We start from the raw sequence: 22678 nt of genomic DNA, 5'->3' as shown, positions 1-22678 counted from the left end.
CACGGCGCCGTCGCGCATCAGGATGAGACGGTCGCAGCGGCTGGCCTCATCCATCACGTGACTGGAGACCAGGAGGCTGGTTCCGGCCTCGGCGAGCCGGTGGAACAGCGTCCACAGCTCGACGCGGAGCACCGGGTCGAGCCCGACCGTCGGCTCGTCGAGCACCAGCAGGTCGGGCGAGCCGAGCAGGGCGGCGGCGAGCGAGACGCGGCTGCGCTGGCCGCCGGACAGGGTCGAGACCAGCCGGCCGGCGTGCTCGTCGAGGTCGGTCGCCGCGATGGCGCGGTCGACGTCGGCGCGGCTCGCGCCGAGCACCCGGCGGAAGTACTCGAGGTTCTGGCGGATGGTCAGGTCGTCGTACACGCTGGCCGCCTGCGTGACGTAGCCGACGCGGTGGCGGAGCGCCGCCGTCCCCGCCGGCTCGCCGAGCACCGTCACGGTGCCCGACTTCACCTTCTGCACCCCGACGACCGCGCGCATCAGCGTGGTCTTGCCGCATCCACTCGGCCCGAGCAGGCCGACGACCTGACCGCGCGGGATGCTGAGGTCGAGTCCGTGCAGGACGTCGGTGCGCCCGCGTCGCACCCGCAGCCCCGCGATGACGATCGCATCGGTGAGGGCGTCGTCGCCCGTGTCCGCGGACGCTCGCCGCGAATTCATCATGCGATGAATTATTCGCCTGAAGCACCCTCTGCGTCAAGAGGTTCGTGCGCGTCGCGGGGCTCGTCCGCATCGGCGGGAGCGGCCACCGGCTGACCGCCCACCGTTCCGAACAGGTGCCACTGCACGACCGCGCCGACCCGGCGCGCCAGCTCGTCGCGGGGTGCGCCGGCGATCGGCTCGACCCGGAGGGCGTACCGCGTCATCATCAGGCCCACCAGCTGGCTGGCGGCGAGCTCGGCACGCAGCTGCGCATCCTCTCCCCCGACCAGACCCGCCAGTTTCGAGAGGACCTCGCGCAGCAGGAACTCGCGCACCATCCGCGTGCCGGGGCCCGAGCTGAGGGCCGTGCGCAGGATGACGACCATGCGGCGGCTGGACTTCTCGTCGTCCAGCCGCTCCAGCAGGTAGCCGACCAATCGCTCGCCGACGTCGTCGCGGGAGCCGGCGAGGATGACGTCCAGCGCGCGGTCGGGACGCAGCGGCGCTTCCAGGGTCGCCGTGAACAGGTCCGCCTTGTCGTCGAAGTAGTGGTGGACGAGCGCCGGGTCGACGCCCGCACGACGCGCCACCGCGCGCAGTGATGCCGCCTCGTACCCGCGCTCGGCGAACTCCTCCGCCGCGGCCCGCATGATCGACGTGCGCGCGGACGCCTCTCCCCGCTCTTTCCGCGGCCGTCCGGGACGACGCCGCGTCACTGCTTCGCTCACGGCCCCATTCTGCCCTCCGCGAGCCCGCGCGAGGATGCTGTCCACGGCCGATGCGCTTGCTTCGAGTGTGATGAGAACGCAGTGGGAGCGCGCTCCGCCGAAGCTAGGATGAGGTCTGCGCACCTGCTCGTCCCGGCGCCTGGCACACAAGGAGTTCTGCGAACATGGAATGGCTCATTCCGGTCATCATCGTCGTCGTGATCGTCGCGATCATCGGGATCTACCTGTGGGCCACCTACAATTCGCTGGTCACCCTCAAGGTCCGCGTCGACGAGGCGTGGAGCGACATCACGGTGCAGCTGAAGCGCCGCGCCGACCTCATCCCGAACCTCATCGAGACGGTCAAGGGATACGCCGCGCACGAGCGCGGCGTCTTCGAGTCGGTGACGAAGGCCCGCGCCGAGACGCTGTCCGCGCAGACGCCGGGTGAGGCGTCGGTCGCCGAGAACCACATGCAGACCGCGCTGAAGAGCATCTTCGCCGTGGCCGAGGCCTACCCGCAGCTGCAGGCGAGCCAGAACTTCCTGCGCCTGCAGGCCGACCTGGTCGACACCGAGGACAAGATCCAGGCGTCCCGCCGGTTCTACAACGGCGGAGTGCGCGAGTTCAACACCAAGATCAAGGTGTTCCCCAACAACCTGTTCGCCCGACGCCTGGGCTTCACGGAGCGCGAGTTCTTCGAGGTCGAGAACCTCGCCGCGATCGCCGAGCCTCCGCGCGTCCAGTTCTAGGGCCTAGATGTACAGGGCGATCGCCAGGAACAAGCGCAACACCGTCTTCATCATCCTGCTGTTCCTGGTCCTCATCGGTGCGCTCGGATGGCTGGCGTCGGTCATCTACCAGAGCTACACGATCCTCGTGGTCGTGCTCATCGGGGCGGTGCTCTACGCGCTCTTCCAGTACTACCTGGCGAGCAGTCAGGCGCTGAGCATGTCGGGCGCGATCCCGATCCAGAAGGCCGACAATCCGCGGCTCTGGAACGTGGTCGAGAACCTGTCCATCACGACGGGGACGCCGATGCCGGCCGTCTACATCGTCAACGACCCGGCCCCCAACGCGTTCGCGACCGGCCGTGACCCGGAGCACGCCTCCGTCGCTGCGACCACGGGGCTGCTCGACATCATGACGGACGCCGAGCTCGAGGGCGTCATGGCGCATGAGCTGGGGCACGTGCGCAACTACGACATCCGGCTCGGGATGATCGTGTTCGGCCTGACCGTCGCGATCGGTTTCATCGCCGACATCTTCCTGCGCATGGCGTTCTTCGGCGGCAACCGGAACAACAACAACGGCGGAGGCAACCCGGTCGTGCTGGTGTTCGGCCTGATCGCCGCGATCGTCGCTCCCCTGGTGGCGACCCTCGTGCAGCTGGCCGTGTCGCGCCAGCGCGAGTACCTCGCCGACGCGACCGGCGCGATGACGACCCGTCACCCGGATGCGCTGGCGAGCGCGCTGCTCAAGCTGGAGGCGTACGGCCGTCCGATGCAGAAGCAGAACTCGTCCATGGCCCACCTGTGGATCAACGACCCGCTGAAGCCGGGCCTCATGGCGCGCCTGTTCTCGACGCACCCGCCCATCCCGCAGCGCGTCGAGCGCCTCCAGGAAATGGGCGGCAGCTTCTAACGCCGCTCCTCCGGCGGCCCGTCGCCGTCGAGTCGTGAGTCGTTGCCGCTTCGGGAGTCGGTTTGCGGCATCAGGTCACCACTCGGCGGAGTGCCTGGGACGTGACGGGGACGGGACGGGGTCAGGGGCCGAGGACTCGGCGGAGGTAGGCGTTCTCGAAGCGGCGGTCCGGGTCGAGACGGTCGCGGACCGCGAGGAAGTCGTCGAAGCGCGGGTAGGTCGCGCGCAGCGACTCCGCATCCCTGCCGTGCAGCTTGCCCCAGTGGGGGCGTCCGTCGTGGGCGACCATGATCTCCTCGACCGCCGCGAAGTACTCGCGCTGATCCTCCCGGTAGTAGCGGTGCACGGCGATGTAGCCGGTTTCGCGTCCGTACGCCGTCGACAGCCAGTTGTCGTCGGCCGCCGCACTCCGCACCTCGATCGGGAACGAGATGCGCCATCCCCGTCGCTCGATGAGCGCCTTCACCTCGCCGAAGGCCTCCGGAACCGCCTCCCGCGGCAGCGCGTACTCCATCTCGCGGAAGCGCACCGTGCGGTTGGTGACGTACACCCGCGGCGCGTGGTCGGTGAAGTCGCGGTTGCCGGTCAGGCGCTGCGCGAGCCGGCTGAACGGCGGGATGACGGCGGGCGCCGCCGTCCCGAGCGCGCACACTCCCCGGTACAGGCCGTTGGCGAGCAGTTCGTCGTCGACCCAGCGGCCGGCGCGCGGAAGCGGCTTGCGCTCGGCCGTCAGCGGCAGCCGGGTGTTGGTCTTGGTGAGCGCCGTCTCGGTGTGCGGGAACCAGTAGAACTCGAAGTGGTCCTCCCCCGCCGAGCGCTCGAGGTACGACTCCACCGTGGCCTGCAGCGGCTCCGGTCGCTCGACCGCCTGCAGCAGGTAGGCCGGAACGCACTGCAGGGTGATGTCGACGATGACGCCGAGCGCCCCGAGCCCGAGGCGCGCGGCGGGCAGCAGCTCGGCGTTCTCCGTCTCGTCGATGTGCAGCAGCTCGCCCGTCCCGGTCACGAGCGTGAGGCCGACGATCTGGGTCGCCAGGCCGCCGAACGATCCGCCGGTGCCGTGCGTGCCGGTGGATGTCGCTCCTGCGATCGTCTGCCGGTCGATGTCGCCCATGTTCTCCAGCCCCAGGCCGTGGGGGCGCAGCAGCCGCGGCAGCTGGTGGAGGTGCGTGCCGGCGAGCAGCGTCACCCGACCGCGTTCGAGGTCGACGTCGCGGATGCCGTTCAGGTCTTCGAGGTCGAGCTGCACGCCGGGCGCCACGGCGATGCCGGTGAAGCTGTGTCCCGCGCCGACCGCCTTGACGCGCATCCCGGTCCGGTTCGCCGCCTGCACGGCGCGCTGCACGGCGTCGATGCTCGCCGGCCGCTCCACGCGCTGCGGGCGCACCGCCTCCGTCCGCCCCCACGTGCGCCAGAGGCCGCCGACCGCCGTCACAGGAAGACCTTCCCGTCGCCGCGGTAGGTGGCGGCCTCCCCGACGACGCGGGCCCGCCCGTCCACCGTGTCCACCAGCTGGAAGCCGTCGACGTGCTCGCTCAGCTCCCCCGACTTGGTGTGCCGCAGCCAGACCCGGTCGCCGATGCGGAGCACGCCGGCCGCCGCCCCGGTGAGCGGGGTCTGCACTTCGCCGGCCATCTCGCGGGCGACCATGCTCAGCCCGGTCGGCCACTCGACCTTCGGCATGCGGTCGGGACCGGGAGGGCCGGAGGCGATCCAGCCGCCCCCGAGCAGGGTCGCCGTCCCGGCGTTCGGCCGGCGCACCACCGACAGCGCGAAGGAGGCGGCGGGCGCCGGATGGAACGCCCGGTAGGTGTCGAACAGATGGCCGCCGAACAGTCCGCTGCCCGCCGCGATCTCGGTCACCGACTCGTCGGAGGCCGTGAACTCGATGGAGCCCGTGCCACCGCCGTTCACGAACTCGAGGTCCGCGATCCGGCGAACGGCGGCGACCGCTTCTCCACGGCGGCCGAGGAGCTCGTCGCGGGAGTTCTTCTGCATCCACCGCAGCGTCGCACCCCAGGCCGGCTTGCCGGGCGGGTTGTCGCCCTGGCCGGCGATCTGGGCCTCGTAGCCCATCATCCCGACGAGGGCGAAGCCCGGACGCCGCGCGATCTCCTCCGCGACCGTCCGCACCGCCGTGGCCGAGTGCAGCGGCGAGCGGAACACGCCCACGTGCCCGAGCACCGGGGCGAACCAGGAGGAGTCGAGCTCGAGGCACAGCCGGATGGTCTCGCGCTGCGCCGGCGGAACCACCGCGTCGATGAAGTCGAGGTGGGCGACCGAGTCGACCATGAGCGTCACGCGGGCGGCGAGCTCCGGAGAGGCGGCGAGCCGGGCGATCGCGGCACGGTCGGCCGTCGGGTAGCCGACGACGACGTCCTCGATCGGCGGGTGCTCCGCGTCCCCCTCCGCGAGCCAGAGCGCCTCCGGGAGGGTGTACGCGAGGACGCCCGCGTACCCGGGAAGGGCGAGCACGGCATCCATCACCGCGCGCACGCGCACCGACTTGGAGGCGACCCGGATGGCCTTCGTCGGCCGGTCGGTCCCGGCGGCCCCGGCCGCGCGGCGCAGCAGGTCGTGCGCGTTGTGCCGCAGCGCCGGCAGGTGCAGGACCGCGAGCGGAGGGTCGAGCCGGGCGGTCGCCGCCGACAGCGACGGCCAGAACACGTCGGGCGTCGTCCAGGTCCGCTCGGCCGGGGCCGGTGGCGTGGACAGGTCGAGGTCGCTCATCAGCGCACCGCTTTCACTCGGGCGACCGCGAGCGCTCCCGCGAACGCGAACACGGCCGACAGGACGAACAGGCCGGCGAAGCCGCCCAGCGCCGCCACGATCATCGCGCCGAACAGCGGAGCGACCGCCTGCGGAACGGCGAGGGCGATGTTCATGATGCCGAGGTCCTTTCCGCGGCTCTCCGGGTCGGGCAGCACCTGGGTGGCGAGCGCCTGATCCACCGACAGGAAGCAGCCGTAGCCGATGCCGAGCAGCGCGGCGGCGACGATCGCGACAGACAGCTGCGGGACGAACGCGAGCAGCAGCGCGGCGACGCCCTGCACGGCGGAGGAGGCGAAGACGAACGCCTTGCGCCGGCCGAGGCGGTCGGAGAGGCGGCCGAGCACGAGCGACGCCACGATCACGAACACCATGTAGACGAGGATGAGGATGAGGAGGTCGTCGTCGGCGTTCGGGTCGCGCAGCCCGAACTCGAGGAAGTAGAGCAGCAGCGACGTGCCGAACGCGTTGCCGAAGTTGACGAGCACGCGGCTGAGCAGTGTCCAGCCGAAATCGGGATGCTCGCGCGGGCTGATCCACAGCCCCTCGATGACACCGCGGAACGACATCCGCTCCCGCAGCTCCGCCGGAAGAACCGCGTCGGGCAGGAACAGGAACGGCAGGACGAGAACCACGAGGAGCACGGCCATCGCCGTGTATCCGACGAACGCTCCGACGAAGACGTAGGTGACCAGGGCGACGCCGAGGATGATCCCGATCGCCTGCGGGGCGCTGATCCAGCCGCTGACGTACCCGCGCTGGTCGACCGGCACCTGGTCGCTGATCGTGGCGGTGAGCGCGGCGGTGAGGATGCAGAAGCCGGTCAGCGCGAGGGACCAGAACACGCCCATCCCGACCATGCTCGTCTGCAGCCCGAGCAGCACCAGCGACACCGCGAAGACGACGGCCCCGGCGGCGATCCACGGACGGCGCCGGCCGAACCGGCTCGTTGTGCGGTCGGACAGCGCGCCGGTCAGCGGGTAGGCGACGATGGCACACACGCCGGAGATGCCCGAGATGACCCCGAAGGCGATGACGTTGTCCACCCACGAGTCGGAGTGCAGCTGCGCCTGCACCTGGTCGGGAAGCAGCTTCTGGATGGGCGCCAGCTGCGCCATCCACACCCCCAGCCAGGCGACGGCGAAGGCGGCGATCCACCGCCCGGGGACCTTGCGCACCGGCTCGGCGAAGACCGCCGGCGTCGTCGTGTTCGTCATCGTGCACCTGCGTTCGTCGAGGGGGCGGGGGTGTGGTGCGTCGTGCGGTGGTGCGGGGCGTCGGCGGCGGGGGTGTCGGCACCGGCGCCGGCGCCCGACGGGACGGCGAGGGCAACGAGGGCATCGGCCGCCACATCCATCACGGCGGCCGCCGCCGCGTCGTCGCCGGTGACCAGCCAGCCGACGGTGAGCCCGTCGGTGAAGGAGACGAGGATGCGGGCGATCTCGTCGAGGGGACGCGTCCACTCGTGTCCGGCGAGCCGGGCGGTCTCCGCGGCGGCCTGCGCGGCGACCTCGTGGTAGCGCGCGTACTGGCGCCGGGCGAGCGGTTCGAAACCCGGTTCGCGGAGCGCCCACTGGGTCAGCTCGAGCATCGCCTTCTCGCGGCCGGGATCGGCGCGCACCCCGTCGAAGTAGTGCTGGAGACCGGCGCGGATGGCGTCGCGCATCCCCCCGTGCGCCGCGTCGACGGAGAGCGCGGGGGCGACATCGGTCTGCTCGCTGCCGACGGCGGTCTCAATCAGCTCGGCCATCAGCTCGTCGCGGGAGGCGAAGACGTAGTGGAAGCTGGCCAACGGCATCCGGGCCTCCGCGACGATCCGGCGCGTCGTCGCCGCGGCGACACCGTCACGGGCGATCACGCGGAGGGCAGCCTGGACGAGGGCGGTGCGACGGTCTGCGACCGGGATGCGCGTCATCCGGACTCCTCGGGCTCCGCCCGCGCGCCGTCGCGCGGGAGAAAGTGGGACAGTTGACCCAGATCACAGTATGCCGTAAATACCGGCGATTCGTTTGACACGTCGTGCCGCCACCCCCTGGAATGGGGTGGAATGCGGGGATTTACGAGCGACGTGTCACCACCAGTCCGGCCACGGGGGTCGAACCGACTGGTGCGCACCGCTGCCACTACGGCGCTCGCCGTCCTCCTCCTCAGCGCGGCCGGCCTGATCGGCACCGCTCCCCCGGCCGCCGCGTCACCACCGCCACCCGGCACATCGACGTCCGCCGTCACAGCATCCGGCTCCACCGCAGCATCCGGCACCACCGCAGTCGTCTCCACCACCGCAGCCCTGTCCGCTGCAGCCTCCCTCCTCACCGGCACCGGCCTCGCGCCGGGGTCCGCTTCCGCGCGCCCAGCGGCCATACCCACGCCGTCCGCCGTCGCGCCGTCGGACACGGGGACGCCGTCGGGCACGCCGACGCCGCCCCCCACGCCGCGTCCGGTGAGCATCGACCGGCTTCCCGACCTGGTGCGCAGCTTCCCTCTGGCCGTCTCGGGCACAGCGACCCCGCAGGACACCGTCTCCGTCTCCGCGGGCTCCTCCCCCGGCGCGGCGGAGAGCTGCACGGCGACGGTGGACGACGACGGCGATTGGCGCTGCTCGCTCGCCTCGCTTCCCGATGGTGAGGGCGTCCCCGTCCGTGCCGAGTCCACCCGCAGCGGTTCCGACAGCACGCGGGTGGATGTGCTCCACCCGCCGGTGATCGCCGGAAGCGGCGTCGTCGCGACCAGCGGGAGCATCCGGGGCACCGCGTACCCGGGCGCGAGCGTCACCGTGACGGCCGAGACGGGCGCGAGCTGCACGTTCCCCGCCGACGCGAACGGGGCCTGGGCGTGCGTGCTCACCGGCTCGCTCCCTGACGGACAGCACACCGTGAGCGCGACGCAGACGGCGCCGTTCTCCTCCCAGTCGTCCGCCGTCAGCGGCCGGGTCACCATCGACGTCGACCGCACGGCGCCCGCTGCTCCCGGCATCACCTCGCCGCCGAGCGGCGCCTCGGCCCGCGCCGGCGAGACCGTCGCGTTCGGCGGGACCGGAGAGTCCGGCGCGCACGTGACCCTCTACGCGACGACCTCCCAGGGCACGACGGTGGTGTGCACGGCGGATGTCGCCGCGGGCGCGTGGGCGTGCCAGGGCGCCCTCCCCGCTGGCGCATACACGCTCTCCGCCCTGCAACGGGATGATGCGGGCAACGTGAGCGGCGGCAGCAACGCCGTCGCGCTCAGCGTCGCCGGCGCGACCGCCCCGTCGAAGCCGTCGCCGACGCGCACGCCGAGCCCGACGCCGACCCCGGCCGTGCCCGCCCCGCCTGCCGCCGGCGGCGGATCCGGCACCGGGCCGCTCCATCCCGACACCCGCGGCTGGATCGCGACACCGTTCTCGAACGCCTCGGCCCCGGTCGTGACGGCGGCCTCCCTGCCCGGGTGGATGCGCTCTGCCGGCCTGGCCATCGCCGCACTGCTCCTGCTGGTCCTGCCGGCACGGCTGCTCACCGCCGCCCTCGCCCGCGGCCGAGCCGACCGCGCAGAGCGCGAGCGCCGCCGCGGCGTGTCCGTCTTCGGCCGCAACCGGCCGCGATCGGACGTCTCGGAGGCGTCCGCCCTGTTCGGCGCGGCCGCTCGATCGGAGCGCGCGTCGGGCTCTGCACGGTCGGGAGCGGGGGCCGACACCACGACGACGTCATCCGGTGCCCCGCAGCCGCGCTGGCTCGCACCCGTGGTCGGCGCCGCCGCTGCGGTGCTGGTGACCCTCTCCACTCCGCTCTCCGACCCCGGCGCCTACCTGCGGGTGCTGCTCGCGATCGGGATCGCCGTCACCGCCGTGAACGCCGTGTGGGTGCTCGCCGGGCGCGGCATCGCGCCGCACCTCCGCCTCCCGGCCCCGCGGATCGTCGTGCGGCCGGAACTGCTCGTGGTGGTCGCGGTCGCGGCCTTCGGCTCGCGCCTGCTCGGCCTGTCGCCTGCGCTGCTGTTCGCGCTCGTGCTCGGGCTGTCGATGGCGCCGCACGCCGGGCGCGCGCGGCGCGGGCGGATCGCCGCGGTTCAGATCTCGGCCGTCGCGGCCCTGGGCGTGCTCGCCTGGCTCGCCGTCGGGCTGCTCGCGACTCCCACCGGGGCGTTCAGCGCCTTCCTGGTCGAGCTCGTCAACGCGATCGCCCTCATCGGCATCGGCTCGGCCGCGGTCATGCTGCTGCCCCTCGGGGGCCTCGCGGGGCGCGCGGTCGCGCAGTGGTCGCGCTGGCTCTGGGGCGGACTGAGCCTGGTCGTGTACACCGTCCTCTTCGCGCTGCTGCTGCCGGTCGCCTCCCTCGTCGAGCGGGGCGTCGGCGTGATCGCGATCGTGGGAGTCGCTGCCGGGTTCGCGGCGGCGAGCGTCGCGGTGTGGCTGTGGGAGCGCTACGTCGCGCCCGCGCTCGACCGGACGGTGCCGTAGCGCGCTCTGCCGCGACCCGGTCTCAGGACCCGCTCAGCGCATCCACGTAGAACCAGTCGCGTCCCTCTCGCACGAACCGGGACACCTCGTGCAGGCTCCCGCGTTCGGTGCCCTTGTAGTGCGCGACGAACTCGACGACGCCGTCCCGGTCGAAGGGGCCGCCGCGCTCCGTCCGCTCGATGTCGAGGCGGTACCAGCGGAGGCCCGGGTCGAGCTCCAGCGTCGCGGGCCGCGTGGAGGGATGCCAGCTGCGCAGCAGGTAGGCGTCGTCGCCGAGGGCGAACGCGCTGAACCGGGACCGCATCAGCCGCTCCGCGGTCGGGGCAGGCTCGCCGCGGTGCAGCGGACCGCAGCAGGCGTCGTACGTCTCGCCGCTCAGGCAGGGGCACCGGGTGGTCACGCGTCGAGCCTAACCGGGGTCGGACATCCACTCGCCATTTCGCACGTGCGTGGTGGAGGCCCGGCCAGCGCCCGCGTCGGGGGATCCCGGGCACCGGCCGGACCGGGGACACCTCACCAGAAAGGGTGTCTGCGAGCAGTGTGCCGCGGAAGCTTGGAGAACGGCTCCGGAACTGCTGAAGGAGTTCGCAGAAGCGGCACGCGGCGGCAACGGTGTAGCGTTGACGGCATGGAAGGTCTGCTCATCGGATTCATCTGGCTCGTCGTGATCGTCGGCGGCGGGATCGCCACAGCCGCGATCGTCCAGATGGTCAAGTCGCCGTACCGCGACCGCTAGACCCGTCCGGCGGCCGTCCGGTCGCCGCCCGCCGCACCATCGGCCCCCATAGCCCAATCGGTAGAGGCAGGCGACTTAAACTCGCCCGAGTGTGGGTTCGAGTCCCACTGGGGGTACTCGACAGGCTCCCGCTTGCGTCGGAGAAAGCGGCTCGAATCTCCGACGGACCGCGGTGCGGTTGGAGATCCGGGCCGATCGGAGGCGGATCTCCGACGCTGGCAAGACGCACGACGACGAAGGCCCGGCCCCCTCGGGGGCCGGGCCTTCGCGGTGTTCGCTCCGCGAACTACTTCGCGGTGACCTCCGCCGGCTGCTTCTCGGCAGCGGGCTTCTTGCGGGCGGGAGCCTTCTTCGCCGGCTCCTCCGGAGCGGCCTCGACGGCCGGCTTCGGTCGGGCGGCGAACTCCTCGAAACCGGCGCGCGGGTGCTGCACGGCCTCGAGCGAGACGATGTCGCGTCCGAGCCAGAAGTTGTTCCACCAACCCCAGATGACGCGCCACTTGCGCTCCCACGACGGCATGGCCAGGCCGTGGTAGCCGCGGTGCGCGAGCCAGCCGATGACGCCCTTCATGGCGATCTTGCCGGACTGCAGCACGCCGACGCCGACGCCGAGGCCGGCGACCGCGCCGAGGCTCTTGTGGTAGTACTGGCGCGGCAGCTCGCCGCGCAGCGACGCCACGATGTTCTTCGCGAGCAGCTTGCCCTGGCGCACGGCGTGCTGGGCGTTCGGCACGCAGTAGCCGCCGACGCCGGCACCGGTCAGGTCGGGGACGGCCGAGACATCTCCGGCGCCCCAGGCGTCCTCGATGATCTCCTCGTCGGTGCCGACACGGAGGTCGGCGCGGACGCGGAGGCGGCCGCGCTCCTCGATCGGCAGGTCGGTGTGACGCACGATCGTCGGGTTCGCCATGACGCCGGCGGTCCAGACGATGAGGTCGGTCTCGAAGCTCTCGCCGGTCGACAGCTGGATGACGCCGTCCACCGCGCTGGTGAGCTGGGTCTCCAGGTGGATCTGCGCCCCGCGCTCCGCGAGGTTCTTGATCACCCAGTGGCTGGTCTTGAGCGACACCTCCGGCATGATCCGGCCCATGGCCTCGATCAGGTGGAAGTGCGTGTCCTCGAACGACAGCTCCGGGTACCGCTTCAGCAGCGAGCTGGCGAAGGAGCGCAGCTCGGCGAAGATCTCGATGCCGGCGAAGCCGCCGCCGACGACCACGACGGTGAGGAGGCGGTCGCGCTCCGGGCCGGCGGGCAGCCCGGCGGCCTTGTCGAAGTTGGTGAGGAGCTGGTCGCGGATGTACACAGCCTCCTCGATGTTCTTGAGGCCCACCGCCTGGTCGGCGACACCCGGGATCGGGAACGTGCGCGAGACGGCGCCGGCCGTGACCACGACGATGTCGTACTCGAACTCGTACGCCTCGCCGACGGGCGGCTGGATGGTCGCCACCTTGCGGGCGTGGTCGACGTACGTGACCTTCCCGGTGATGATGTTGGTGGTCTTGAGGTGACGGCGGTGCGCGACGACCGCGTGACGCGGCTCGATCGAGCCGGCAGCGACCTCCGGCAGGAACGGCTGGTACGTCATGTACGGCAGCGGGTCGACCATGGTGACCTCGGCCTCGCCCGGGCGGAGCTGCTTCTCGAGCTTCCACGCGGTGTAGAAGCCGGCGTATCCGCCGCCGACGATCAGGATTTTGGGCACAGTGATGCGTCTCCTCTAACCGATAAGTTTGGGCCTACATTACTCCTTGCTGCGCATCCGCCTGAAATGCAGCCACGCGCCGACGCCGCCGAGGGCGACGAGAGCGAGCAAGCCGGCGATCAGACCGAATGGCAGCCAGAATGCGGTGAGGACGCTCCATTGCGGCCAGAAGAACCGACTCCATGGTAGCGCGCGCTCGGGGGTCAGTTTCGCCGGGACGGGCGCTGCTTGCGGATCCCCGCCGGGAGCGGGGGTCGACGGCGCCGGCGTCGACGGCGATTCCGCCCGGCGGTGGATGCGGATCCAGTCCCCCAGATCGCCCATCGGGTTCGCGGTGACGTGCGGGACGGAGGCCGTCACCGCGGCTGCGGCATCCAGCAGGCCGTAGCCGTAGATGGGGCTCGGAACGGCCCCGCCGGCAGGTCTGGCCGTGCGGATGATGCGCTCGATCACATCCGGGGCCTTCAGTTCGGGATGCGCGGCGCGCACCAGGGCGACGGCTCCCGCGACCAGCGGCGTCGCACCGCTGGTGCCCGCCCACTGCACGTACCCTCCGCCGGGGCTCGCGCCGACGAGCTGCTCGCTCGGCGCCGAGACGCCGATCGTGATGCCCTGGGCGGACGCGTCGAAGCTCGCCTTGCCCGCCCGGTCGACACCCGCGACGGTGAGCACCCCGGGGATGGTCGCCGGCGCCCCGACCTCGCTGGTACCGCTCCCCCGGTTGCCCGCGGCGGCCACGATCACCACATCGTGCGCGAAGGCGTACTTAAAGGCGTCGTCCCAGCTGGTGGGCCAGTCGAGCGTGTTGCGGGTCAGCGACATGTTGATCACGGACGCGCCGTTGTCCACCGCCCAGCGGACGGCCTCGGCGATCTGCTCGTCGCTGCCGACCGGTCCCATCGCCTTCCCCAGGGCGACGGAGGCGGTGAGGATGCCGGTCTCCGGCGCCGCCCCCAGCACGCCGCTGTCCGGTCCGGTCCCCCGGCCGGCCAGGAGGGAGGCGACCCACGTTCCGTGGTCGGCGCTCTCCGCATCGCCGAGCGGCTTCTGCCCGGAGGCGGCGCCGACGCCCGAGACGTCCGTGCCGCCGACGACCGCGCCGGCGAGGTCGCGCACGGAGCCGTCGACGCCCGTGTCGATCACGGCGACCTTCACGCCCGCGCCGCGGGTCGTCTTCCAGGCCTGGGTGAAGCCGTAGTCGTTCAGCCAGTACTCGAGGTCGCGCACCTGGTCGGCGTGGGCGACCGTGACCGGGACGAGGGCGGAGGCGACGGCGATGGCGGCCACAGCGGCGACCGAGGCGAGGCGGCGGACCCGGCGTGCGGCAGCAGGCGGACGCGGGCCGCGACGACGGACGGGCGCCTCCCCGCCGCGCCCCGCCCCGTCGGGCTCACGCGCGGCCGATCGCCGCATCCGGTTCCCCACCGTGCACCCCTACCCGGCGACGTCGATGCGGCACTCGCAGACCGCGGGCGACCAGTCGCCGCGGGCGAGCGCCAGGTCGCCGATCGGGTTGACGCCCGGGCCTGCGGCGAGGGCGTGCGCGGCGAGGGCGTGCAGGCACTTCACACGGGAGGGCATGCCGCCGGCCGAGATGCCGGCGATCTCCTCCACCACGGCGATGGACTTGCGGTCCGCCAGGTACTGTTCGTGCGCCGCGCGGTAGGCGGTCGCGACGTCGTCGTCCTCCGCGAGTAGGTCGTTGTACTCCGCCATCACCTGCGTCGCCTCGAGCGCGGACATGGCCGCGGTGGCGGCGGGATGCGTCAGGTAGTAGAAGGTCGGGAACGGCGTGCCGTCGTCCAGGCGCGGCGCGGTCGAGACCACGGTCGGGCGGCCGCAGACGCAACGTGCGGCGATGCCGACCACATTGCGCGCGGGGCGGCCCAGCTGCTCGGAGACGACGGCGATGTCCTCGTCGGTCACGGGGTCGAACGGGGGTCTGGTCATGGCGCTACTTCTTCGGGGTGGGCGACCCGGTGGCGGGAGCCGTCGGGTCGGGGGCCGGGGTTCCGCTCAGCTGCTGCGGGGTCGCCTGCGTCAGCCCGGCGCCCATGAAGGAGCCGAACAGCGAGCCGACCCAGTCGGTCTGCGTCTTCACCAGCTTGGAGCTGACCGGGGTCGTGTCCTGCTTCGCCGCCGGAGGGCGGTCGTCGATCACGAGGTAGCTGACCTCGCCGGGCATGACGTAGTAGAGCCGGTCGCGGGCCTGGGCGCGCAGGTAGCTGGGGTCGTTCCAGCGCGCCCGCTGGTCGGTGAGGGTGTCGACCTGGGCCGCGAGCTGATCGACGGCGTGCTGCTGGTCGGCGATCTGCTGGCGCTGCGCGATGAGCGCCTGGACGGTCGGCGCGAGGATGAGGACGGCGACCACGAGGACGCCCATCATCACCAGCGAGAACGCCGAGAAGTGCAGCTGGCGCAGCCATCGGCCGGTGCCGCTCGGGCGGGACATGCGCACCGGGACGCGTTGCGTGCGCGGCTTCGGCATGAGCCCTCCGGGTGGGATGCTGCTGACGGATCGGGACCGGTCGGCCCCCTCCCATCGTAGGCGATCGCATCCCCGCGGCCCGTGGCGGCACGGGGTGTCGGGATGCGCTCAGCCGGCGGTCAGGATGCCCGCGAGACGCACGGCGCCGAGCGCGACGAGCGCGCCGCCGCCGACGAGGAAGACCGCGCCGAGCGCCCGCACGTCGCGTGCGCGGAACCGGCGGTGCGCATCCTCATCGGCGAAGAACTCGGCGCTCCGGCCCGGCCGCAGCACGAGGAACAGCCCGAGCAGGGCGAAGAGCGCCGCGAGCGCCAGGAACAGGACGAGCGGGACGACCTCCGACTCGGTCCGCATGAGCTGCTCGATCCGCACCCCAGCACCCTACCCTCGCCCCGCGAGGTGCTCGCAGTGGCGCGCGACACGCCGCGCGCGGGCGCATCTACGAGCACCTCGCGGCCAGGCGTTACGCGGTGAAGCGCGGGAACGCGCTGCGGCCGGCGTAGACGGCGGCGTCGCCCAGCTCCTCCTCGATGCGGAGCAGCTGGTTGTACTTGGCGACGCGCTCCGAGCGGGCCGGGGCGCCGGTCTTGATCTGGCCGGCGTTCGTGGCGACGGCGAGGTCGGCGATCGTGGTGTCCTCGGTCTCGCCGGAGCGGTGCGAGAGCACGGCGGTCATGCCGCTGCGCTGCGCGAGCGACACGGCGTCGAGCGTCTCGGTCAGGGTGCCGATCTGGTTGACCTTGACGAGGATGCTGTTCGCCGCGTGCTTCGTGATGCCCTCGGCGAGGCGCTTCGGGTTGGTGACGAACAGGTCGTCGCCGACGAGCTGCAGCTTCGTGCCGAGCTCGGCGGTGAGGTGCGCCCAGCCCTCCCAGTCGTCCTCGGCCAGCGGGTCCTCGATGGAGACGAGCGGGTAGTTCGCCGCGAGCTCCTGGTAGTAGGCGCTCATCTCGGCGGCGGTGCGCTCCTGGCCCTCGAAGCGGTACACGCCGTTCTCGAAGAACTCGGTGGATGCGACGTCGAGGCCGAGGGCGATGTCGCGGCCGACCGTGAAGCCCGCCTTCTCGATCGCCTCGGAGATCAGGTCGAGCGCCGCACGGTTGTGCTCGAGCTCCGGGGCGAAGCCGCCCTCGTCGCCGAGGCCGGTGTTGAGCCCCTTCGACTTCAGCAGCGCCTTGAGCGAGTGATAGGTCTCGACGCCCCAGCGGAGGCCCTCCGAGTACGTCTCCGCACCGAGCGGGAGGACCATGAACTCCTGGATGTCGACACCCGTGTCGGCGTGCGCGCCGCCGTTGATGATGTTCATCATCGGGACGGGCAGGACGTGCGCGTTCGGTCCGCCGACGTAGCGGAACAGCGGCAGGTCGGCCGAGTCGGCTGCGGCCTTCGCGACGGCGAGGCTGACGCCGAGGATGGCGTTCGCGCCGACGCGCTTCTTGTTGTCGGTGCCGTCGAGGTCGATGAGGGCCTCGTCGACCAGGCGCTGCTCGGAGGCCTCGAAGCCCTCGATGGCCGGGCCGAGCTCGTCGAGCACCGCGTCGACGGCCTTCAGCACGCCCTTGCCCTGGTAGCGCTCCTTGTCGCCGTCTCGCAGCTCGTAGGCCTCGAACGCCCCGGTGGACGCGCCGGACGGGACGGCGGCACGGCTGACCGTGCCGTCCTCGAGGAGCACCTCGACCTCGACGGTCGGGTTGCCGCGCGAGTCCAAGATCTCGCGAGCGCCTACAGCTTCGATTGCAGCCACAACTGTCTCCTTGCGTGGTTTTCGTGGGATTACGACGTCAGTCTAGTGATGCCGGGTGAGCCGGTCAGTTCAGCGGCTTGACCTGGAGGGCGGCGGCGTCCGCCGTGTCCGCGTCGACGAACGCGAAGGAGCGGAAGCCCGCCGCGGCCGCGCGGTCGAGCACGGCCTTCAGGTTCTTGGCGCGGCGGTCCAGGCGGACCCGGTGGCCGCGCGCGATCAGCTCCGACTTGATGGCGACGAGACGGTCGAGCGGGACGCTGGGGTCGTACACCAGAACGACGGACTCCGCGGAGGCGTCCTCGGGCACCTCGATCAGGTCGACGACCCGCTCGAAGCCGATCGAGAACCCCGCGGCCGGCACGTCGGTGCCGAGGAACCGGCCGATCATGCCGTCGTAGCGGCCGCCGCCGCCGACCGAACTCCCCGAGCCCGGGTGCGCGATCTCGAAGATGGTGCCGGTGTAGTAGCCCATTCCGCGAACGAGCGTCGGGTCGAACCGCAGCGCGACGCCGGGCGGGAGGGTGTCGAGCGCGTGCGCGAGCGCCTCCAGATCCGCGACGGCGTCGGTGTCCATCCCCTCGGGGAGGATGCTCGTGATCGCCTCGACGGTGAGCTCGACGCCGCCGTCGGCCAGGTGCGGCTCCAGGTCGGAGAGGATGCCGCCGAGCACGGCCGCCGCGTCCGCCCCGCCCTCGGCGAGCTCGGCGACGACGCCGTCTGCGCCGATCTTGTCGAGCTTGTCGATGGAGATGAGCACCTGCGGCCAGCGCGTCTCGTCGAAGCCGCAGTACTCGAGCAGCCCGTTGAGGATGCGCCGGTCGTTGATGCGGATCGTGCAGTCCGTCAGCCCCAGGGCCTCCAGCGCGGCGGCCGTCGCGGTGATCAGCTCGACCTCGGCCAGCTGCGACGCCTCGCCGATGATGTCGATGTCGCACTGCACGAACTGCCGGTAGCGGCCCTTCTGCGGACGCTCGGCCCGCCACACCGGGGCGATCTGGATGCTGCGGAACACCGGGGGCAGCTCGGCCCGGTGCGTGGCGTAGAAGCGGGCGAGCGGCACCGTCAGGTCGAACCGGAGGCCGAGGTCGGCGAGGCTCAGCAGGTCGCCGGAGTCGATCGCCGCGGTGAGGTCGTCGCCGTCGAGGCCGCGCTTCAGGATGCTGAACGAGAGCTTCTCGTTGTCGCCGCCGAGACCCGAGTGCAGGCGCTCGACGTCTTCGACGACGGGGGTCTCGATCTCATCGAACCCGTGCGCCGAGAAGCTGCGCCGGATCACCCCGAGGGCATGCTCGCGGCGGGCCTTCTCAGCGGGGAGGAAGTCGCGCATGCCGCGGGGCGGGGTGATCGGAGTGGCCATGGCTCGATTCTTCCATGACGGGGCGGCGAGGCGCCGATTCCGGGTATGGTGCACGCCCGCCGCTCCGGCGTAAACTCCCCCCGTTGCCACCCTGAGGCCGCGCCGTTGTGCGGGGCTCGGTGGTGTCCTCACTACAGGACCTGGCATGAGTCGCATCCGTCCGACCACGGCGCTTGCTCGCTGCCAGACACAGGCCGACAACGCGTCCGCCGACCACCAGGAGCGCGCCGCCGCGAGGCGCCGTCTCACCCGAATGGAGACCTGAACCGGGCGGACGCGCTGCCGGCCATCCGCGCGCTGCTGCGTTGCCGCACGTCTCGCGGCCGCGCGCCCGGCGCTCACGACGGGTCTTGGTTCCGTCATCCGGATTAGGTTAGGCTTGCCTTACATCGCGCCGACCGTGTCGTCGGCAGCCGCCCATCCCATCCCCTCCCGAGGAGAACCATGCTGCCTGTCCCCCGTGCCCGCCGCCGGTCGCGTCTTGCCGTGATCGCTTCCGCGATCGTGGCCTCCGCCGCCCTCGTGCTCACCGGCTGCAGCGCCGGCGGATCGGCTGCGCAGAGCAGCTCGAGCGCCGACTCCGGCTCTTTCCCGGTCACGGTGAAGAGCGCCCTCGGCTCCACGACGATCGACGAGAAGCCGAAGCGGATCGCGACCTGGGGATGGGGCGCGCAGGACATCGTGCTGGCGCTGGGCATCGTCCCGGTCGCCATGCCCTCGTTCAGCTACGGAGGCGACAGCGACGGCGTGCTGCCGTGGGATGCCGACCGCATCAAGGAGCTCGGCGGGAAGACCCCGCAGATCATCGACGCCGACAGCGGCGAGGTGCCGTTCGAGCAGTTCGTCACGGCCAAGCCCGACGTCATCCTCGCGCCGTACTCCGGCCTGACGCAGGCCGAATACGACACCCTCAGCAAGATCGCCCCGGTCGTCGCGTACCCGGACAAGCCGTGGGCGACGAGCTGGCGCGACCAGACCGCCATCGTCGGCAAGGCGCTCGGCATGACGAAGGAGACCGACGCCCTGGTCGCGAAGACCGAGGACTCGGTGGCCGCGCTGGCCGCCAAGTACCCCGTGCTGAAGGACAAGACGTTCTTCTACGCCGCCGCCAACGAGCCGGGCAAGCTCAACGTCTACCGCGCGGAGGACCCGCGCGTCCAGCTCCTCAACGACCTGGGACTGAAGAACTCCGCCAGCATCGCCGCGCTCGACTCCTCGAAGGGCGACGGGAGCTTCTTCTACCAGCTCAGCTACGAGAACCTGTCGAAGATCGACACCGATCTCCTGGTCATGTACTTCGACAAGCAGTCGTCGGTGGATGCATTCACCTCCGACCCGCTCGTCGCCGCGATGCCCACCATCAAGGACGGCCGTTTCGCCCCGATCGTCGGCGAGTCGTTCGTCGCCGCCACCAGTGCGCCCAGTGTGCTCAGCATCCCGTGGATGCTCGACCGCTACGTGCCCGAGCTGGCCAAGGCCGCCGACAAGGTCAAGTAGAGCAGGTGTCCGCGAGCGTCGACGCGCCTGCCGCCGGGATCCCGGGCGGGCAGGGGGCCGGTCGCGCGGGGTCGTCCCCGCGCGCCCGGCGCCGCCGCCTGCTCGCGGGCTTCGCCGTCGCGGCCGTCCTGCTCGCGGTCGTGGCGGTGCTGAGCCTCATGGTCGGCGCCCGCACCATCGCGCCGGCCGATGTCGTCCACGCCCTGCTGCACTACGACCGCACCGACCAGGACTCCCTGGTCGTCGTGGACAGCCGGCTCCCCCGCACGCTGCTCGGGCTCGTGGCCGGAGTCGGTCTGGGGCTTGCGGGAACCGTCATGCAGGGACTGTCGCGCAACCCGCTGGCCGACCCCGGCATCCTCGGCGTGAACTTCGGGGCGTCGCTCGCCGTCGTCGTCGCGATCGCCGTGCTGGGCGTCACGTCGCCGTCGGGGTACCTGTGGTTCGCGTTCGCCGGGGCGGCGCTCGCCTCCGCGCTCGTCTACGCCGTGTCGTCGCTGGGGCGCGAGGGCGCGACGCCGGTCAAGCTGGCGCTCGCGGGGGCGGCCGTCTCCGCCGCCCTCGGCTCCCTGATCACGGCGGTGGAGCTGACCAGCCGGACATCGCTCGACGCCATGCGGTTCTGGCAGGTCGGGTCGCTCGCGGGCCGCGGGTTCGGCGTCCTGTGGCAAGTCCTGCCGACGCTCACGGCCGGCGCGATCCTGGCGCTCGGTCTCGGGAGGCTGCTCAACGGCCTCGCCCTCGGCGACGACGTCGCCCGCGGCCTCGGGCAGCGGGTCGGCGTGACCCGTGCCCTGTGCGGCGTCGCGATCGTGCTGCTCTGCGGCTCCGCCACCGCGGCGGTCGGCCCGATCGCGTTCCTGGGCCTCATCGTCCCGCACATCGCCCGGCGGGTGGTCGGCGCGGACTACCGCTGGATCCTCGCGTACTCCGCGGTGGCCGCGCCGGCGCTGCTGCTCGCCTGCGACATCCTGGGCCGCGTCGTCGCCCCGCCCGGAGAGCTGCAGGTGGGCGTCGTCCTGGCGTTCGTGGGGGCTCCGGTGTTCATCGCGCTGGTGCGGCGCCGGCGGCTGGTGAGCCTGTGAGCGGGACGATCGAGGCGGCCCGTGCCGACGTCCGCGCCGACCGTCGGCGCGGCCGCTCGCGCGCACTCCGGGTGTCGCTGGTGCTCGCGCTGCTCGTCGTGCTCGTCGCCGCCGTCTCGCTCACCCTGGGGGCAGCGGCGGTCGCCCCGGCGGACGTGCTGGCCGCGCTGATCGGCCGGGCCGACCGGCTGACGTCGTTCGTGATCCTCGAGCTGCGCCTGCCGCGGCTGGTCGCGGGCGCCCTGGTCGGGGCGTGCCTCGGGATGTCCGGTGCGCTCATCCAGTCGGTCGCCCGCAACCCGCTGGCGAGCCCGGACATCATCGGCATCACCGCTGCGGCGAGCGCCACCGGCTCCGTCGCGCTGATCTGGTTCGGGCTGACCGGGCCGGCGCTCTCGGCCGTCGTGCTCGCGGGCACCCTCGTCGCCGCCGCCCTGATCTACCTGCTGGCGTGGCGGCGCGGCGTCAGCGGCTATCGCTTCGTGCTGATCGGGATCGGGATCGCAGCCTTCAGCGCCGGGATCGTCTCGTACGTGCTCACCCGGGCCGACATCTCCGATGTGCAGCAGGCGCTGGTCTGGATCACCGGCAGCCTCAACTCGGTCGACCCGGCGGCGCTGCTGGTGCTCGGCATCGGAACGGCCGTGCTCATCCCGTGCGCCCTGCTGATCGGCCGCCCGCTCGGCGCGCTGTCGCTCGGCGACGACCTCGCCGCCGGCCTCGGCGTGCGGCCGGAGCGCACCCGTCTGCTCGTGGTCGCGGTGGCCGTCGCCCTCGCCGCGCTCGCGGTCGCCGTCGCCGGCCCCGTCTCCTTCGTCGCGTTCCTTGCGGCGCCGATCGCCCGGAGGCTGCTCGGCCGCGGGTCGCTGGCTCTGGTGCCGTCGGCGCTCCTCGGCGCGCTCATCCTCGTCGTCGCGGACATCGTCGCCCAGTTCGCCCTGCCCGGGGTCGTGCTGCCGGTCGGCGTCGTCACCGGGATCGTCGGCGCCCCCGCCCTGCTCTGGCTGCTCGCCAGGACCAACCGCATCGGCCGTGGAGGCTGACATGACACACGACACCCCATCCACCGTGCCGGAGCTGGCCGCCCGCGACCTGTCGCTCGCCTATGAGGGAGGGGTGGTGGTCGACGCGCTCGACCTCGACATCCCGTCCGGCCGGGTGACCGCCATCGTCGGACCGAACGCCTGCGGCAAGTCGACCCTGCTGCGCGGGCTGTCGCGGCTGCTGCCGCCCGCCTCCGGCAGCGTCCTGCTCGACGGCTCCGACATCCACTCGCTGCCGACGAAGCAGGTGGCGCAGCGCCTGGGGCTGCTCCCGCAGTCGCCCACCGCACCCGACGGCATCACCGTCGCGGATCTCGTCTCGCGCGGCCGCTACCCGCACCAGGGCTGGTTCCGGCGCTGGACGGCCGCCGACGACGAGGCCGTCGCGGAGGCGATGACCGCGACCGGCGTCACCGACCTCGCCGACCGGCCCGTCGACGAGCTGTCCGGGGGTCAGCGGCAGCGCGTGTGGATCGCGATGGCGCTCGCCCAGCGCACCGACATCCTGCTGCTGGACGAGCCGACGACCTTCCTCGACCTCAGCCACCAGCTGGATGTGCTCGACCTCCTGCTCGACCTCAACGCCGCCCGCGGGACGACCGTCGTCATGGTGCTGCACGACCTCAACCTGGCCGCTCGCTACGCCGGGCACCTGGTCGCCATGCGCTCGGGATCGATCGTGGCGGCCGGCGATCCGGCCGCGGTGGTCACCGCCGAGCTCGTGCGCGACGTGTTCGGTGTCGAGTCGGTCATCGCCGACGATCCGGTGACAGGGACCCCTCTCGTCGTCCCCCTCGGACGCCACCACAGCCCGGGCGTCGAACAGTGAGCG

At 72.1% G+C, this 22678-nt stretch carries 20 protein-coding genes, 1 tRNA gene and 1 pseudogene; 8 read left to right on the top strand and 14 right to left on the bottom strand.

Going from position 1 to position 22678, the window contains the following annotated elements:
- Positions 1–134: 134 nt before the first annotated feature.
- A pseudogene (locus tag BLW09_RS19330) lies at positions 135–660 on the bottom strand (ABC transporter ATP-binding protein); the annotation flags it as partial.
- 11 nt (positions 661–671) lie between these two features.
- Positions 672–1370 carry a TetR/AcrR family transcriptional regulator gene (locus tag BLW09_RS05505; protein ID WP_231947086.1) on the bottom strand — a complete coding sequence of 233 codons (699 nt, stop codon included), beginning with the start codon at positions 1368–1370 and terminating at the stop codon, positions 672–674.
- Positions 1371–1534: 164 nt separating this feature from the next.
- On the opposite strand from BLW09_RS05505, the gene BLW09_RS05500 reads away from it, so the two are divergent.
- The gene (locus BLW09_RS05500; protein ID WP_089909508.1) at positions 1535–2101 is read left to right on the top strand and encodes a LemA family protein; all 567 of its coding nucleotides are present in this window, start codon (positions 1535–1537) and stop codon (positions 2099–2101) included.
- Between the two features lie 7 nt (positions 2102–2108).
- Positions 2109–2993, top strand: coding sequence for a M48 family metalloprotease (locus BLW09_RS05495; protein ID WP_089909506.1), 885 nt, complete (start codon positions 2109–2111; stop codon positions 2991–2993).
- 121 nt (positions 2994–3114) lie between these two features.
- Here the strand turns inward: BLW09_RS05495 and BLW09_RS05490 are convergent, their stop codons facing one another.
- From BLW09_RS05490 to BLW09_RS05475, 4 genes are read right to left on the bottom strand one after another with little or no spacing between them, the layout of a single operon-like run.
- Positions 3115–4428 carry a D-arabinono-1,4-lactone oxidase gene (locus BLW09_RS05490; RefSeq protein WP_089909503.1) on the bottom strand — a complete coding sequence of 438 codons (1314 nt, stop codon included), beginning with the start codon at positions 4426–4428 and terminating at the stop codon, positions 3115–3117.
- Positions 4425–5723: an alanine racemase gene (locus tag BLW09_RS05485; protein WP_089909501.1), complete on the bottom strand. Its 1299-nt coding sequence runs from the start codon at positions 5721–5723 to the stop codon at positions 4425–4427. Before BLW09_RS05485 ends, BLW09_RS05490 begins: the two co-directional genes overlap by 4 nt.
- Complete coding sequence (locus BLW09_RS05480) at positions 5723–6979, bottom strand: MFS transporter (protein ID WP_089909498.1); 1257 nt, start codon at positions 6977–6979, stop codon at positions 5723–5725. Before BLW09_RS05480 ends, BLW09_RS05485 begins: the two co-directional genes overlap by 1 nt.
- Positions 6976–7677, bottom strand: a complete 702-nt coding sequence (locus tag BLW09_RS05475) for a TetR/AcrR family transcriptional regulator (RefSeq protein WP_089909495.1) — start codon at positions 7675–7677, stop codon at positions 6976–6978. The genes BLW09_RS05480 and BLW09_RS05475 overlap by 4 nt, the downstream gene beginning before the upstream one ends.
- 192 nt (positions 7678–7869) lie before the next feature.
- On the opposite strand from BLW09_RS05475, the gene BLW09_RS05470 reads away from it, so the two are divergent.
- On the top strand, positions 7870–10194 hold the full coding sequence (locus tag BLW09_RS05470; RefSeq protein ID WP_089909492.1) for an Ig-like domain-containing protein: 2325 nt from the start codon (positions 7870–7872) through the stop codon (positions 10192–10194).
- A gap of 22 nt (positions 10195–10216) precedes the next feature.
- On the opposite strand, the gene BLW09_RS05465 is transcribed toward BLW09_RS05470, so the two are convergent.
- On the bottom strand, positions 10217–10594 hold the full coding sequence (locus tag BLW09_RS05465; RefSeq protein ID WP_089909489.1) for a YchJ family protein: 378 nt from the start codon (positions 10592–10594) through the stop codon (positions 10217–10219).
- Between the two features lie 378 nt (positions 10595–10972).
- On the opposite strand from BLW09_RS05465, the gene BLW09_RS05460 reads away from it, so the two are divergent.
- A tRNA-Leu gene (locus tag BLW09_RS05460) sits at positions 10973–11046 on the top strand.
- 170 nt (positions 11047–11216) lie between these two features.
- Here BLW09_RS05460 and BLW09_RS05455 read toward each other — a convergent pair.
- The 7 genes from BLW09_RS05455 to hisS all read right to left on the bottom strand — a co-directional run bounded on the left by BLW09_RS05455 (position 11217) and on the right by hisS (position 18221).
- Positions 11217–12632 carry an NAD(P)/FAD-dependent oxidoreductase gene (locus tag BLW09_RS05455; protein WP_089909486.1) on the bottom strand — a complete coding sequence of 472 codons (1416 nt, stop codon included), beginning with the start codon at positions 12630–12632 and terminating at the stop codon, positions 11217–11219.
- A 39-nt stretch (positions 12633–12671) separates the two neighbouring features.
- Entirely contained in the window at positions 12672–14045 is a 1374-nt protein-coding gene (locus BLW09_RS05450) for a S8 family serine peptidase (protein WP_089909481.1), read from the bottom strand.
- A 21-nt stretch (positions 14046–14066) separates the two neighbouring features.
- Positions 14067–14582, bottom strand: coding sequence for a DUF501 domain-containing protein (locus BLW09_RS05445; protein WP_089909478.1), 516 nt, complete (start codon positions 14580–14582; stop codon positions 14067–14069).
- Between the two features lie 4 nt (positions 14583–14586).
- Complete coding sequence (locus BLW09_RS05440) at positions 14587–15120, bottom strand: FtsB family cell division protein (RefSeq protein ID WP_089909475.1); 534 nt, start codon at positions 15118–15120, stop codon at positions 14587–14589.
- Positions 15121–15228: 108 nt separating this feature from the next.
- Positions 15229–15492, bottom strand: a complete 264-nt coding sequence (locus BLW09_RS05435) for a hypothetical protein (RefSeq protein ID WP_231947084.1) — start codon at positions 15490–15492, stop codon at positions 15229–15231.
- A 91-nt stretch (positions 15493–15583) separates the two neighbouring features.
- The gene (eno, locus tag BLW09_RS05430) at positions 15584–16864 is read right to left on the bottom strand and encodes a phosphopyruvate hydratase (RefSeq protein ID WP_026307240.1); all 1281 of its coding nucleotides are present in this window, start codon (positions 16862–16864) and stop codon (positions 15584–15586) included.
- Between the two features lie 64 nt (positions 16865–16928).
- Positions 16929–18221, bottom strand: coding sequence for a histidine--tRNA ligase (hisS, locus tag BLW09_RS05425; RefSeq protein WP_089909472.1), 1293 nt, complete (start codon positions 18219–18221; stop codon positions 16929–16931).
- Positions 18222–18707: 486 nt separating this feature from the next.
- Here hisS and BLW09_RS05420 point away from each other — a divergent pair, with 486 nt between their 5' ends.
- From BLW09_RS05420 to BLW09_RS05405, 4 genes are read left to right on the top strand one after another with little or no spacing between them, the layout of a single operon-like run.
- Positions 18708–19718, top strand: a complete 1011-nt coding sequence (locus tag BLW09_RS05420; protein WP_231947082.1) for an iron-siderophore ABC transporter substrate-binding protein — start codon at positions 18708–18710, stop codon at positions 19716–19718.
- Positions 19719–19723: 5 nt separating this feature from the next.
- Complete coding sequence (locus BLW09_RS05415) at positions 19724–20803, top strand: FecCD family ABC transporter permease (RefSeq protein WP_089909466.1); 1080 nt, start codon at positions 19724–19726, stop codon at positions 20801–20803.
- Positions 20800–21846 (top strand): FecCD family ABC transporter permease, encoded by a 1047-nt coding sequence (locus BLW09_RS05410; protein ID WP_231947080.1) that lies wholly within the window; start codon positions 20800–20802, stop codon positions 21844–21846. Before BLW09_RS05415 ends, BLW09_RS05410 begins: the two co-directional genes overlap by 4 nt.
- A gap of 1 nt (position 21847) precedes the next feature.
- Positions 21848–22675, top strand: a complete 828-nt coding sequence (locus tag BLW09_RS05405) for an ABC transporter ATP-binding protein (protein WP_089909463.1) — start codon at positions 21848–21850, stop codon at positions 22673–22675.
- The last annotated feature ends 3 nt before the right edge of the window (positions 22676–22678 follow it).

The sequence above is a fragment of the Leifsonia sp. 21MFCrub1.1 genome (assembly GCF_900107895.1).
Lineage (GTDB): Bacteria > Actinomycetota > Actinomycetes > Actinomycetales > Microbacteriaceae > Leifsonia > Leifsonia soli.
The sequence above is the reverse complement of the archived record's forward strand: the minus strand, read 5'-3'. Positions and strand labels throughout refer to the sequence as shown.